This window comes from Streptomyces sp. GQFP (genome assembly GCF_021545335.1).
Taxonomy (GTDB): Bacteria; Actinomycetota; Actinomycetes; order Streptomycetales; family Streptomycetaceae; genus Streptomyces.
This window is the reverse complement of sequence record NZ_CP089312.1, coordinates 7,704,633-7,717,890: the sequence shown is the minus strand read 5'-3', so window position 1 is coordinate 7,717,890 and position 13,258 is coordinate 7,704,633. Positions and strand designations below refer to the sequence as shown.

General features: G+C 70.6%; 11 protein-coding genes. 6 read left to right on the top strand and 5 right to left on the bottom strand.

Annotated elements, in window-relative coordinates:
• Positions 1 to 99 precede the first annotated feature (99 nt).
• Positions 100 to 765, top strand: coding sequence for a class F sortase (locus LUX31_RS34880; RefSeq protein ID WP_235479290.1), 666 nt, complete (start codon positions 100 to 102; stop codon positions 763 to 765).
• 94 nt (positions 766 to 859) lie between these two features.
• Here LUX31_RS34880 and LUX31_RS34875 read toward each other — a convergent pair whose 3' ends face one another.
• Positions 860 to 1,645 (bottom strand): sulfite exporter TauE/SafE family protein, encoded by a 786-nt coding sequence (locus LUX31_RS34875; protein WP_235479289.1) that lies wholly within the window; start codon positions 1,643 to 1,645, stop codon positions 860 to 862.
• A gap of 300 nt (positions 1,646 to 1,945) precedes the next feature.
• Here LUX31_RS34875 and LUX31_RS34870 point away from each other — a divergent pair, with 300 nt between their 5' ends.
• The 3 genes from LUX31_RS34870 to nirD are packed head-to-tail and all read left to right on the top strand — an operon-like array spanning position 1,946 to position 6,185.
• Positions 1,946 to 3,229, top strand: a complete 1,284-nt coding sequence (locus tag LUX31_RS34870) for an NAD(P)/FAD-dependent oxidoreductase (RefSeq protein ID WP_235479288.1) — start codon at positions 1,946 to 1,948, stop codon at positions 3,227 to 3,229.
• The gene (gene nirB, locus LUX31_RS34865; RefSeq protein ID WP_235479287.1) at positions 3,229 to 5,835 is read left to right on the top strand and encodes a nitrite reductase large subunit NirB; all 2,607 of its coding nucleotides are present in this window, start codon (positions 3,229 to 3,231) and stop codon (positions 5,833 to 5,835) included. The genes LUX31_RS34870 and nirB overlap by 1 nt, the downstream gene beginning before the upstream one ends.
• Positions 5,832 to 6,185, top strand: coding sequence for a nitrite reductase small subunit NirD (nirD, locus tag LUX31_RS34860; protein ID WP_235479286.1), 354 nt, complete (start codon positions 5,832 to 5,834; stop codon positions 6,183 to 6,185). Before nirB ends, nirD begins: the two co-directional genes overlap by 4 nt.
• A gap of 53 nt (positions 6,186 to 6,238) precedes the next feature.
• On the opposite strand, the gene LUX31_RS34855 is transcribed toward nirD, so the two are convergent.
• From LUX31_RS34855 to LUX31_RS34840, 4 genes are all read right to left on the bottom strand, one after another.
• Positions 6,239 to 7,165: an oxidoreductase gene (locus LUX31_RS34855; RefSeq protein WP_235479285.1), complete on the bottom strand. Its 927-nt coding sequence runs from the start codon at positions 7,163 to 7,165 to the stop codon at positions 6,239 to 6,241.
• 113 nt (positions 7,166 to 7,278) lie between these two features.
• On the bottom strand, positions 7,279 to 8,127 hold the full coding sequence (locus tag LUX31_RS34850) for an SAM-dependent methyltransferase (RefSeq protein WP_443046027.1): 849 nt from the start codon (positions 8,125 to 8,127) through the stop codon (positions 7,279 to 7,281).
• A gap of 28 nt (positions 8,128 to 8,155) precedes the next feature.
• Complete coding sequence (locus LUX31_RS34845; RefSeq protein ID WP_235479284.1) at positions 8,156 to 9,907, bottom strand: SulP family inorganic anion transporter; 1,752 nt, start codon at positions 9,905 to 9,907, stop codon at positions 8,156 to 8,158.
• Positions 9,904 to 10,515, bottom strand: coding sequence for a carbonic anhydrase (locus LUX31_RS34840; RefSeq protein ID WP_235479283.1), 612 nt, complete (start codon positions 10,513 to 10,515; stop codon positions 9,904 to 9,906). The genes LUX31_RS34845 and LUX31_RS34840 overlap by 4 nt, the downstream gene beginning before the upstream one ends.
• A gap of 229 nt (positions 10,516 to 10,744) precedes the next feature.
• Here LUX31_RS34840 and LUX31_RS34835 point away from each other — a divergent pair, with 229 nt between their 5' ends.
• Entirely contained in the window at positions 10,745 to 11,602 is an 858-nt protein-coding gene (locus LUX31_RS34835) for a response regulator transcription factor (RefSeq protein ID WP_235479282.1), read from the top strand.
• A complete protein-coding gene (locus LUX31_RS34830; RefSeq protein WP_235479281.1) occupies positions 11,599 to 13,122 on the top strand; it encodes a sensor histidine kinase in 1,524 nt (507 codons plus the stop codon). Before LUX31_RS34835 ends, LUX31_RS34830 begins: the two co-directional genes overlap by 4 nt.
• Positions 13,123 to 13,258: the final 136 nt, after the last annotated feature.

Below are 13,258 nucleotides of genomic sequence, written 5' to 3'. Positions count from 1 at the left end.
TCCCCTCCGGGTCCGACGCCCCTCGCGGCCCGGAGGGGGGCGGGGGTGAACGTCAGGGTGAGACAACCGGGGTGAATCAGGGGCATCCAGGAGGCCCACGTGCGCAGATTCAGCAACCTCGTCATAGCCGCCCTCACCCTCGCCGCCCTCCTCTCCGGCGCGTGGCTGGTGCGCAGCGGCGGTGAGACGCACGCCCCGCCGCAGCCCTCCCCCGCCCAGGCCCGTACGGAGACGAACCGCCCCGAGTCCGCCGTACCGGAGTCCCCCGCGCTCCCGCCCTCCCCTCCCCTCCGTATCCGCATCCCCGCCATCCGCGTGAACGCCCCGCTGATGGGCCTCGGCCTCACCCCCACCGGCAGCCTGGACGTACCGCCCCCCGAGCGCGAGAACCTCGCCGGCTGGTACGAGGCCGGCACGGCCCCCGGTGAGACGGGCACCGCGATCGTCGCCGGGCATGTCGACAACGCCGACGGCCCCGCCGTCTTCTACCGCCTCGGCGCCCTGCGCAAGGGCGGCGCGATCGAGGTCGAGCGGCGCGACGGGACCACCGCCCGCTTCACCGTCGACGCCGTCGAGGTGTACGACGCTGACCGTTTCCCGGACGAGAAGGTGTACGGCGCCGCATCCCGGCCGGAGCTGCGCGTCATCACGTGCGGCGGCGGTTACTCGCCCGGGACGGGGTACGAGGGGAACGTCGTCGTCTTCGCCCACCTGACCGGCAGCGGCCCCAGCGGCCCCAGCGGCCGAAGCAGCAGCGGACACTGAGGCGCCGCCCGCCGTCGATCAGATCTGGTTCAGGCCGCCGTCGGCGTACAGGCTCGAACCGGTGTGGGCAGGCAGGACAGGCCGGACCCGCCGCCTACGCCACCCACTGCTGATACGCCAGATTCGCCACCAGCGTGAACACCACCACCAGCAGCACCACCCGTACGAACCCGCTCCCCTTCTTCAGCGCCGTGTGCGCCCCGACCGTCCCGCCGACCAGGTTGAACCCGGCCAGCAGTGCGCCCAGCTGCCAGTACACCGTGCCCTGCCAGGCGAAGATCGCGAGGGCGCCCGCGTTGGTGCAGCAGTTGACGATCTTGGCGGTGGCGGAGGCGGTCACCAGGTCGAGGTGGAGCAGCGCGGTGAGCGCGAGGACGAGGAACGTGCCCGTGCCGGGGCCGATGAGGCCGTCGTAGAAGCCGATGCCCAGGCCGGCGAGTCCGATCGCGGCGAGGACACGGCGGGCGGAGACCGGGGTGGTCGCCGGGGCCGTACCGAAGGCGGGCCGGAAGATCACGAAGGCGCCGACGCCGAGCAGGACGACCATGATGACCGGCTTCAGGGTGTCTGTGCTCATACCGGCGGCCACGAACGCCCCGGCCGTCGAACCGGCGACCGCCGCCAGCCCGACGCGTACCGCCAGGCGTACGTCGACCGGTGTCTTGCGCGTGTACGTCACCGCCGCGCCCGTGGTGCCGACGATCGCCATGGCCTTGTTGGTGCCGAGCGCGTACTGCGCCGCCGACGACGTGTCCGGCAGGCCCAGCAGCAGGACCGGCATCATCAGCAGGCCGCCACCTCCCACGACCGCGTCGATCCAGCCCGCCGCGAGGGCGGCGGCGCACAGGGCGGCGATCAGGGGCAGCGATATGTCGGGCATGATCGCGAGCCTATGGAGGCGATAGGTGCGCGCACCAAGGATTTCCGGAACCTTGAGGATCTTCAGAGGTTGCGCACCTCACCGTGGCGACCGTGGGAACCGTGGGAACCGTGGGAACCGGGGTGATGGTGGCAGTAGCGGCCGGGCGCCCATCCGCCGTATCGTTCACCCACCTCACAGGCATCCCCCGCACGCCCACCGAACCCTCACACCCACTTCCCGCCCCCGCTGAGGGAAGCGTGCCCCCCGGGAAACAGACGTGATGCGGCCGGGTAACACCGACAACGCACGCTGCCGTACATGACCTCGAATGCGCGTGTGGTGGTGATCGGCGCCGGGCTCGCGGGCGTACGGCTCGCCCGGCGGCTCGGCGAGCTCGGTATGTCCCCCTCGGACGTCGTGCTCGTCGGTGAGGAGGAGCACCGCCCGTACAACAGGGTGCTGCTCGCCGAAGTCCTCGCCGGGCGGTACGCCCCCGAGGTGATCGCCCTGCCGTCGCCGGACCGGCTGGTCAGGGCCAGGGCCGAGTCCGTCGACCGTGCCACGCGCGTCGTGCACTGCTCCGACGGGTCGTCGATCGCATACGACACGCTGGTTCTCGCCACCGGGTCGAACCCCGTACTCCCGCCCCTGCGTGGGCTGTTCACGCCCGATCATGAACTCCCGCTGGGCGTCCACGCGTTCCGGACCATGGACGACTGCCTCGGCCTGTCCAAGGACGTACGTCCGGGGGCGCGGGCCGTCGTCATCGGCGGCGGGCTGCTCGGTGTCTCCGCCGCGCGCGCACTCGCCGTACGCGGCGCGCAGGTCGTGCTCGCCCAGCAGGCCGAGCGGCTGATGGAACGTCAGCTGGACCCGGGCGCCTCGGAGTTGGTGCTGCGGCACCTCAAGGAACTGGGCGTCGAGGTGCACACCGAGTGCCGGGTGCGCGATGTGCGCTGCGTGGGCGGCAAGGTCCGGTCGGTCGAGCTGGCCGACCACTACGCCCTCGACGCGGACCTCGTCGTACTGGCCTGCGGGGTCCACCCCCGGGTCGGGCTCGCGCGCGATGCCGGACTCGCCGTGCACAAGGGCATCCTCGTCGACGACGAACTGCGCACCTCCGACCCGCACATCCGGGCCCTCGGGGACTGCGCCCAGCACCAGGGAACGGTCTACGGTCTGGCCACTCCCGCGCTCGAACAGGCCGAGGTCCTGGCCGAGTTGATCGCCCACGAGGGCAACGAGGGTGGCGACTCCGGCGCCCGCTACACCGGCACCCGCGCCCTCACCCGGCTCACCCTCACCGACTTCACCGCCGAAACCGGCGACACCGGCAACAACGGGGGCGTCGGCAACCCCTTCGATCTCGCCGCCTTCGGCGAGACCACCCCCCGCCCCGGCGACGACGTCATCCAGCTCGCCGACGCGACCCGGGGCACCTACCGCAAGGTCGTCGTCCGTGACGACCGGCTGGTCGGCGGCGTGCTCGTCGGCGAACTCGGCACCGTCGGCGCCCTCGCGCGCGCCTGGGAGGGAGCAGAGCCGCTCCCCGCCGACGGCGGCCCGCTGCTCCACCTGCTCACCAACGATGGAGGCTCCTAATGCCCGCCACTGATGGGGCCACCCCCACGATCGTCCTCGTCGGCCACGGCATGGTCGGCCAGCGCTTCCTCGAAGCCCTCGCGGACCGTGGTCTGACCGCCGCGCACCGCGTGGTCGTGCTGTGCGAGGAGCCGCGTCCGGCATACGACCGCGTGGCGCTGACCTCGTACTTCTCGGGCAAGACGCCCGAGGACCTCTCGATGACCGACATGGAGTTCATCGAGAAGGAGGGAATCGAGCTGTACGTCGGTGACCCGGCGGAGACCATCGACCGCGAGGCGAAGCGAGTCACCGCCCGCTCGGGCATGGTCGTCGACTACGACATCCTCGTCCTCGCCACCGGCTCCTACCCCTTCGTGCCGCCGGTCCCCAACAAGGACGCCAAGGGCTGCTTCGTCTACCGCACGATCGAGGATCTCCTCGCGATCGAGGAGTACGCCAGTACCCGTACGACGGGTGCCGTGGTCGGCGGCGGGCTGCTCGGCCTTGAAGCGGCCGGTGCGCTGAAGGGGCTCGGACTCACCTCCCACATCGTGGAGTTCGCGCCGCGGCTGATGCCGGTGCAGGTCGACGACGGCGGTGGCGCGGCGCTGCTGCGGACCATCCAGGAGATGGGCCTGTCCGTCCACACCGGTGTGGGCACGCAGGAGATCGTCGTCGACGAGGACGGCGCGGTCACGGGCATGAAGCTGTCCGACGGTTCCGAACTCGCCACCGATCTGGTGGTGTTCAGCGCCGGTGTCCGGCCGAGGGACCAACTCGCCCGCGACTGCGGCCTGTCGGTCGGTGAGCGCGGTGGCATCGCGGTCGACGACCAGTGCCGTACGGTCAACGACCCGCACGTCTTCGCGATCGGCGAGTGCGCGCTGGCCTCCGACGGCCGGGTGTACGGCCTGGTCGCCCCCGGTTACGAGCAGGCCGAGACGGCCGCCGCGACCATCGCCGCCGATGAAGCGGCCTTCACTGGTGCCGATCTCTCCACCAAGCTGAAGCTGCTCGGCGTCGACGTGGCGTCCTTCGGCGACGCGCACGGCGCCACCGCCGACTGCCTGGACGTCGTCTACTCCGACTCCCGCTCGGGCCTGTACAAGAAGCTGGTCATCGGCCGCGACGGGACGCTGCTCGGCGGCATCCTCGTCGGCGACGCGGAGGCCTACGGCACGCTGAAGGCGTTCACCGGCTCGGTGCCGCCCGTCTCCCCCGAGTCCCTCGTGCTGCCGGCCGGCGCCGGGGAGTCCGTCCAGCTCGGCCCGACCGCGCTGCCGGACGACGCGATCATCTGCTCCTGCAACAACGTCCGCAAGGGCACGATCCGCGGCGCGGTCACCGAGCACAACTGCACGACCGTGCCCGAGGTCAAGAAGTGCACCAAGGCCGGTACGACGTGCGGCAGTTGCGTCAAGGTGCTCGGCCAGCTCGTCACCGCCGAGCTGGAGGCGAGCGGCGTAGTCGTCGACAAGGGCCTGTGCGGCTGCTTCTCGCAGACCCGCGAGGAGCTGTACGAGATCGTCCTCGCCCTGCGCATCAACAAGTACCAGGACCTGCTCGACCGTTACGGCCGTGAGGACGCCCGGGGCGGTGACGGCTGCGAGATCTGCAAGCCGGCCGTGGCCTCGATCATCGCCTCCCTCGCCCCGACGATCGGCGCCGACGTCTACGTCCTGGACGGCGAGCAGGCCACCCTGCAGGACACCAACGACCACTTCCTCGCCAACCTGCAGAAGAACGGTTCGTACTCGGTCGTCCCGCGCATCCCCGGCGGTGAGATCACCCCCGAGGGCCTGATCGTCATCGGCGAGATCGCCCGCGACTTCGGCCTCTACACGAAGATCACCGGCGGTCAGCGGATCGACATGTTCGGCGCCCGCGTCGAGCAACTCCCGCTGATCTGGACCCGGTTGGTGGACGCGGGCTTCGAGTCGGGGCACGCCTACGGTAAGTCCCTCCGTACGGTGAAGTCCTGCGTCGGCCAGACCTGGTGCCGTTACGGCGTCCAGGACTCCGTCCGGATGGCGATCGACCTGGAGCTGCGCTACCGGGGGCTGCGGTCGCCGCACAAGCTGAAGTCGGCGGTGTCGGGCTGTGCCCGCGAGTGCGCCGAGGCCCAGTCCAAGGACTTCGGCATCATCGCCACCTCGGGCGGCTGGAACCTGTACGTCGGCGGCAACGGCGGCGCGACCCCGCGCCACGCTGACCTGCTGGCCCAGGACCTGAACGACGCCGAACTCATCAAGCTCATCGACCGGTTCCTGATGTTCTACATCCGTACGGCGGACCGTCTGGAGCGCACGTCGACCTGGCTGGAGCGCATCCCCGGCGGCCTGGACCACGTACGCGACGTCGTCGTCGAGGACTCGCTCGGTATCTGCGAGGAGCTGGAGTCGCTGATGACCGCGCATGTCGCGCACTACCGCGACGAGTGGTCCGACACCATCAACGACCCCGAGAAGCTCGCCCGGTTCGTGTCCTTCGTGAACGCGCCGGACACCCCCGACCCGGTCGTCGGCTTCGTCCCCGAGCGCGACCAGATCAAGCCCGACCTGCCGCTGCTGTCCATCGGCCTGCGCCCCGCCGACGACGTCCTGGAAGGATCCGCCCAGCGATGACCCTGGCACCCGAGACCACCGACCTGAAGATCCAACTGCTCATCGACAACAGCTGGTTCACGGTCTGCGACCTGAACGTCCTGCTCCCGGGCCGCGGTGTGGCGGCCCTGCTGCCGGACGGCCGGCAGGCGGCCATCTTCCGCGACCGCGCGGGCACCCTGTACGCCATCGACAACCGCGACCCGTTCGGCGGCGCCGCCGTCCTCTCCCGCGGCCTGACCGGCACCCACCAGGGCAGCCCCTTCGTCGCCTCCCCGCTCCTGAAACAGCGCTTCGACCTGCGGTCGGGCCAGTGCCTGGACGACGAGACGGTGAGCGTGACGGTGTACGAGGTACGCACCGCCGCCTGAATCACCCGACTGATGTCCGTGAGGGGCGCCCCAGCCATCGGCCGGGGCGCCCCTCACGCCTTCAGGCCCTCGTACGTCACCCCGGTGAGCTGTTCGGAAGCGGCCCAAAGCCGTTCCCCCGCACGGTCGTTGAGCGTCCAGGAGGCCCGCCAGGACTTCGCGGGCGCGCCGCGCCAGCCCAGGAACCTGGGGCCGATGAACGCGTCGGGCCGTACGTCCGGTGCCGTGGCCGCGTACAGCGTGGGCAGGGCGCCCGCCTCGGCGGACTGGGCGAAGACCCGGTTGCCGATCTCCATGAACCGCTCGGCGCCCTTGCGGCCCTGCATCTTCGGCGCGGTGGCCTGGAGATTGGTGGCGGCGTACCCGGGGTGCGCGGCGGCGGCCACGACGTCGGAGCCGATCGCGGCCAGCCTGCGCGCCAGTTCGTGCGTGAAGAGCAGGTTGGCGGTCTTGGAACGCCCGTACGCGATCCAACGCCGGTAGTTCCGCTCACTGTTGAGGTCGTCGATGTCGATGTTGGCGAACGCGTGGGTACCGCTGGAGAGGTTCACGATCCGGGCGCCGGGCGTACCGAGCAGCGCCGGGAACAGCAGCCCGGTGAGCGCGAAGTGCCCGAGGTGGTTGACCCCGAACTGCGTCTCGAACCCGTCGGCCGTCGTCCCGTACGGCAGCGCCATCACGCCCGCGTTGTTGACGAGGAGATCGATCCGCTCGTACGGCAGCCCGGCCGCGAACTCCCGTACGGAGCCCAGGTCTCCGAGGTCAAGCCGCCAGAACTCGGCGATGGCGTCCGGCACTTCACCCAGCAGCCGCCCGACCGCCTCGTCTCCCCGCACCTCGCTCCGGCACGCGAGCACCACCCGGGCCCCCTTGCGCGCCAGCTCCCGCGCGGTGACGTACCCGAGCCCACTGTTGGCACCGGTGACGACGGCCGTACGGCCGCTCTGATCGGGGATGTCCCGCGTGTTCCAGCCCGACATGTCCGGGTCCCTCCATGGGCGAGTCTGGCGGATCTCGTCGTGCCCGGGAGATCCAGGTCCGAGTCCCAGAGTGCGCCGGAAGCGCCCCGTTCGCCAGTTCCACGCCCTGTGTGTCAGGGCTTGCGGCCCACTCCGCAGTAGGCGTCCACAGCCGACGCGGGGGCTGCCGGGTCCCGGTGGTCGGGGCGCCACTCGGGTACCTGGACGATGCCCGGGTCCACCAGGTCGAGGCCGTCGAAGAAGCCGGCGATCTCGCCGATGCTGCGGACGTAGTACGGCACGGCGCCGCTCGCGTTGTACGCCTCCGACGCGGCGATCATGCCCTCGCTGGTGGCGGTGCTGTCGCTGATGACCAGGTGGCTGCCCGACGGCAGGCCTGCCATCAGGCGGGCCACCAGGTCGCGGGCCTGGTCGTGGTCGGCGACGTGGCCGAGGGTGTTGAGGATCATCAGGGCGACCGGCTGGGAGAGGTCGAGGGTGTCGGCCGCCGCTTCGAGGATGGCCTCGGGGGCGTAGAGGTCGGCGTTCAGATAGACCGTGCGGCCCTCGGGGGTGCCGGCGAGCAGGGCGTCGGCGTGGGCCAGCACGATGGGGTCGTTGTCGACGTACACGATCCGGGCGTCGGGGGCGGCGCGCTGGGCGACCTCGTGGGTGTTGTCGGCGGTCGGCAGGCCTGTGCCGACGTCCAGGAACTGACGTACGCCCTGCTCGTCGGCCAGGTAGCGGACGGCCCGCCCTAAGAAGTGCCTGCTGGTGACGGCCACGTCGACGAGACCCGGGAAGATCTCCTTGATGTGGTCCCCGATCTCGCGGTCGACCTCGTAGTTGTCCTTGCCGCCGACGAAGTAGTTCCAGAAGCGGGCCGAGTGCGGCTTGGTGGTGTCGATACGGGTGCGGGGGCGGGCGCCCGTGCCTGTTCCGGTCTCGGTCTCGGTCGAGGGGGTGGGGTCGTCGTCCGACACGGCAGGGCCTCCTGAGTTCCGGTGCTGATCATCCGGGACCAACGTAGGTGAACTCATGGGCTCCGCCCGGGAGTTGTGAAGATCCGCGTTCACGCACCGTAGGGTTCTGGCCATATGCGGTCGTGTCCAGGTAGAACCACTCGGCGTCGGGGCCCGGGACCGGCGGCATCAGCTTCCCCTCGATGGGTTCGGGGAAGGCTGGTTCCCTGGTCGGCGTCTCCGCGCCCGGCATCAGCAGTTCCACCTCTGTCCCCAGGCCCCGCTGCTGCGCGGTGAACTCCTCGACCTGGCTGCGGCAGGCGTGGTCCAGGTGGGTCACGCCGGTCAGGTCCAGGCGGATGCGTGGCTTTCCCGACGCGGCGGACGCCTCCAGCGCCTCGATGACCTGCGGCAACCGCAGGAAGGTGGCGTTGCCCGCCATGACGACCTGGGCGACGTCGGCATCGCCTTCGACGTCCTGGCGGATGACCGTCCGGGACATGCGCAGGGCGGCCAGGACGACCCCGGCGGCCAGTCCGATGAGGACGCCTTCGAGCAGCGCGGTCGCCACGATGACCAGCGTGGTGACCGTCATGACGGCGAACTCGCCCCGGTCCTGCCGCCACATCTTCGGGAACTCCTCGGGCGCGAACAGCTTCCAGCCGCTGTGTACGAGGACTCCCGCGAGCACCGAGATCGGGATCAGCGCGAGGACCTGCGGCAGCAGCAGCGCGAAGGCGAGCAGCCAAAGGCCGTGCAGCGTACGGGAGATACGGGTCTTCGCGCCCGCCTGCACGTTGGCCGAACTGCGCGCCACCACCGCCGTGATGGGCAGTGCGCCGAGGAGCCCGGCGACCGTGTTTCCCGCGCCCTGGGCGACGAGTTCGGCGTTGTAGCGGGTGCGCGGACCGCTGTGCATCCGGTCGACGGCCGCCGCCGTGAACAGGCTCTCCGCCGAGGCGATGACGGTGAAGGTGAGGATCGCGGTGAGGATCCCCACGTCGGCCAGTCCCGCCAGCTGCCCGGGCCCCGGCACGTCCACGGAGGCCAGCAGGTTGCCCACCTGGAGCGTCTTCACGTCCACGCCGGGCAGCGCCGCGACACCGATCCCGATCCCTACGGCGACCAGCGCGGCCGGGATCTTCTTCACCGGGCCCGGCATCTTCTTCCACAGGAAGCTGAGCACGATGGTGACGACGCCGAGCAGGGCCGCGGTCATCGCCTGACGGTCGGCCAGGGTGGCGGCGAGCAGTCCGGGCACGCCGGCGATGTTCTCCAGCGGGGTGCCCGGAGCCCTGGAGTCGGACATCGGGTACAACTGGCTGAAGATCAGCGGGAGTCCGATACCGGCCAGCATGCCCTGGACGACGGCGAGCGAGATGGCCTGGAACATCCGGCCGAGCCGTACGAGGCCGAGGATGATCTGCAGGATCCCGGAACCGAGGACGATCACGCCGAGCGAGGCGACGCCGTACTCCAGGACGGTCTCCGCGACCAGGGCGGCGAGTCCGGCGGCGGGCCCGCTGACCTGGAGGGTGCTGCCCCGGGCCGCCCCGACGACCAGCCCGCCGATGACCCCGGAGATGATGCCGAGTTCGGCGGGCACCCCGGACGCGACGGCGACACCGATGCAGAGCGGCAGCGCCACGAGGAAGACGACGAGGGAGGCGGTGATCTCGGTGGCGAGGTCGGCACGGCCCGAGGCGGGTGCCGGCTTGCGCAGAGGGGTGGTGGGAGTCGGAGACGGCGCTTTCGGACGCGTACGGGTGCCCAGTCCATGGCGTGCGTGCTGGCCGCTCATGCCGCGTGCACCCGGAAGCGGTCGTCCTCGTCCAGCTCGGACACCCGGCCGGTGTCGATCTCGTAGTACCAGCCGTGCAGCCGCAGTCGGCCCGTGTCGAGCCGCTGCCGCACCACCGGGTAACTCCGCAGCACGGCAAGCTGGTTGACGACGTTGCGCTGAACCACCTCGGGCAGCGAAGACGGATGGTCGGAGGACTCCGTGAGCACCGGGGCCAGCTCCGGGCGCGCCAGCTCCAGCCAGGCGTCGACGCCGGGCAGCGCGGACAGGTCGTCGCCGGACTTGAGGGCGCCCATCGCCCCGCAGTGGGAATGGCCACAGACGACGAGGTGCTGAACGCCGAGCACCTCCAGTGCGTACTCGATGGTGGCGGCCTCACCGGAGGCGGCCCCGTACGAGCTGTGCGGCGGCACGATATTGCCCGCATTCCGCAGCTCGAATATCTCGCCGGGCCGTGCGCCGGTGATCAGGGCGGGTATGACCCGCGAGTCCGAACAGGTAATGAACAATACCTCCGGATATTGCCCTTCGGCCAGTTTCCGGTATTCACCGCTCTCGAAGTCCACGTGCCGTTTGAACGACCGGGCGCGGTCCAGCAACGCCTTCATGATCCCTCCAGATACCACTTGACGTGGGGTTACTCCTGCCACCATGAACGCTAGAGGGGCGCTGCCCAGGGGACGGCCAGCGGAAGGTTAGAGGAACACTAAATCGAGGCCAGATTGTCGTGAGGGGCTTTTCACACTGTCCTGAATTCGCTCGGCAGAGGATTATGACGTCTTGTAGCGTGTCGACTTCGGGAATTCATGGACACCATGGGAGTGGGAGACAGGACGTATGGGCGTACGGGTGCTGCTCATCGAGGACGACGAGACGATCGCCGAGCCGCTGGCCGAGGGCCTGCGGAACTTCGGGCTGACGGTCGTGCACGTCGCCACCGGTGCCGAGGGCCTGAGAGGACCGCACGGCGACGTCGTCCTGCTCGACCTGGGCCTGCCGGACATGGACGGCATCGATGTGTGCCGGGGCATCCGTCAGACCTCCGAGGTCCCGATCATCATCCTCAGCGCACGCGGCGAGGAGGCCGACCGCGTCCTGGGCCTGGAACTGGGCGCCGACGACTACCTGGCGAAACCTTTCAGCCTGCGCGAACTGGTCGCCCGGGTACGGGCGGTGACACGGCGCGCACGACGGCCGGATCCATACGCGCACGACCCGTACCCGACAGCTCAGGAACCGGCCGTCACGTACGAGGCTCCCGTGTACACGCCTCCCGCTCCCCCACCGACCTCGTACGAGGCCTACGAATCCTTCGACTCATACGCCGCCTCGCACACCTCGTACACCTCGCAGGACACCCCCGAGCCGACCCCTGCCACCCCCACCCCCGGCCCCCTCGTCGTCGACCGCCGTACCCGTCAGGTGTGGGTCGGCGATGTGCCCGTCGCGCTCACGCCCAAGGAGTTCGAGCTGCTGGCGCTGCTCTCCGAGGACCCGGGGGCCGTGTACTCGCGGCGGGAGATCCTGACCCGGGTCTGGGACACCCACTACCAGGGGCCGACCAAGACCCTGGACGTCCATGTCGCCACGCTGCGGCGGAAGTTGGGCGACCCGGCGTGGATCCAGACGCTGCGCGGGGTCGGTTTCCGGCTCGCCGTACGCGCCCCCGGCGCGCCCAGGGCCGCGGCCTCATGACCCGCCGTCTGCTGCTGAGTTACCTCAGTCTGGCCGCCCTCGTCCTGCTCGGCCTGGAGATCCCGCTGGGCTTCGTCTACTCACGGGCCGAGCGGGAGCGGATCGTCAACTCCGCCAACGAGGAGGCCGAGTCGGTGTCGGCGTACGCCGCGCTGTCCCTGGCGTCGGGGCGTCCGGACGAGTTGGCGGCCCGCGCCGCGCACTGCGCACGCCGGATCGGCGGTCAGGTGTTCATCGTCGACGCGCGCGGCCAACTCATCGCGGCGTCACATCAGTTGACGGGCGTGGAGCAGCGGGAGCTGATCTCGCGCCCGGAGGTGACGGCCGCGCTCGACGGCACGGCGACCACCCATGTCAGTACGTCCACGATCGGCGGGGTGCGGTATCTGTCCGTGGCGTCGCCGGTCGGGCACGGGGCCGGCCAGGTGAAGGGCGCGGTACGGATCACGCTGCCCACGGAGATGGTGCAGTCCCGGGTCCACCAGGTGTGGCTGCTGCTGGCCGCGGTCGGGCTCGCGGTGCTGGCGGCGGTGGCCGTCGTGGCGTTCGCGTGCGCGCGTTGGGCGGGGCGCCCGATCCGTGAACTGGAGCGGGCCACGCACGAGTTGGCGGACGGCGGTGCGGCGACGCCGGTCGCGGTGACGTCGGGTCCGCCCGAAGTCCGCAGTCTGGCAGCCGCGTTCAACCGTACGGCCGCCCGGCTGGCCCATCTCCTCGCCTCGCAGCGGGCGTTCGCGGGCGAGGCCTCGCACCAGTTGAAGACCCCGCTGGCCGCGCTGCGGCTGCGTCTGGAGAACCTGGAACCCGACATCGCCCAGCACGCCCGGGGCAGTCTGACCGCAGCGATGACGGAGACGGACCGGCTTGCCAGGATGGTCGAGGGGTTGCTCGCGATGGCCCGCCTGGAGGAGGACGCGGCGCCGCCCGGCCCGGTCGACCTGGCCGGCATCTGCGCGGAGCGACACGGCACCTGGGCTCCGCTGTTCGAGCAACAGGGCGTGTCACTGGTCCTGTTCACGGGCGGAACGGGACCGGTGGGTCCGGCGCTGGCGCTGCCGGGGGCGATCGAGCAGATCGTCGACAATCTTCTGTCGAACGCCCTGCGGGTCTCGCCCGCGAACAGCACGGTGGCGATGGAACTGCGTTCCGTCGCGCCGCCCCACCCTCGCCGTCCCCACCTCAGCCATCTCAACCACCGTGAGAACCGGGCCACTTGGATCGATCTGCACATCACGGACGAAGGCCCGGGAATGGCGGCGGAACAACGTGCCCGCGCCTTCGACCGCTTCTGGCGTGCACCCGGCGCCCCCAAGGGCGGTACGGGGCTGGGGCTCGCCCTCGTACAGCGGCTCGCGCTGGCCAGTGGCGGGGAGGCGAGTCTGCGGGCGGCGGCAACAGGCGGACTGGACGCGGTGGTTCGGTTGCCGTCGGCCCAACACGCCATGCAGGGACAGGCGTTCGGCGGCAGGGATTCGGGGGTGGGGGTACGGCGACGGGAGACGTCGGCGCTGCGGGCGTAGGACGGACCCCGCCGACCACACCCCTTGACCGGACACATCCCTTGAGGCGAACTCCCGGCGGCCGGAGCATCCCGTACGACCACCGACGGGACATCGCGCGTACATGACAATTCCACCCGGTCGCCCTAGGGTCCCT

What these genes read in the sequence shown, in the direction of transcription:
- LUX31_RS34875 (WP_235479289.1), bottom strand. Translation starts at nt 1,645, where the DNA reads ATGCCCGACATATCGCTGCCCCTGATCGCCGCCCTGTGCGCCGCCGCC.
- LUX31_RS34870 (WP_235479288.1), top strand. Translation starts at nt 1,946, where the DNA reads ATGACCTCGAATGCGCGTGTGGTGGTGATCGGCGCCGGGCTCGCGGGC.
- nirB (WP_235479287.1), top strand. Translation starts at nt 3,229, where the DNA reads ATGCCCGCCACTGATGGGGCCACCCCCACGATCGTCCTCGTCGGCCAC.
- nirD (WP_235479286.1), top strand. Translation starts at nt 5,832, where the DNA reads ATGACCCTGGCACCCGAGACCACCGACCTGAAGATCCAACTGCTCATC.
- LUX31_RS34855 (WP_235479285.1), bottom strand. Translation starts at nt 7,165, where the DNA reads ATGTCGGGCTGGAACACGCGGGACATCCCCGATCAGAGCGGCCGTACG.
- LUX31_RS34845 (WP_235479284.1), bottom strand. Translation starts at nt 9,907, where the DNA reads ATGAGCGGCCAGCACGCACGCCATGGACTGGGCACCCGTACGCGTCCG.
- LUX31_RS34840 (WP_235479283.1), bottom strand. Translation starts at nt 10,515, where the DNA reads ATGAAGGCGTTGCTGGACCGCGCCCGGTCGTTCAAACGGCACGTGGAC.
- LUX31_RS34835 (WP_235479282.1), top strand. Translation starts at nt 10,745, where the DNA reads ATGGGCGTACGGGTGCTGCTCATCGAGGACGACGAGACGATCGCCGAG.
- LUX31_RS34830 (WP_235479281.1), top strand. Translation starts at nt 11,599, where the DNA reads ATGACCCGCCGTCTGCTGCTGAGTTACCTCAGTCTGGCCGCCCTCGTC.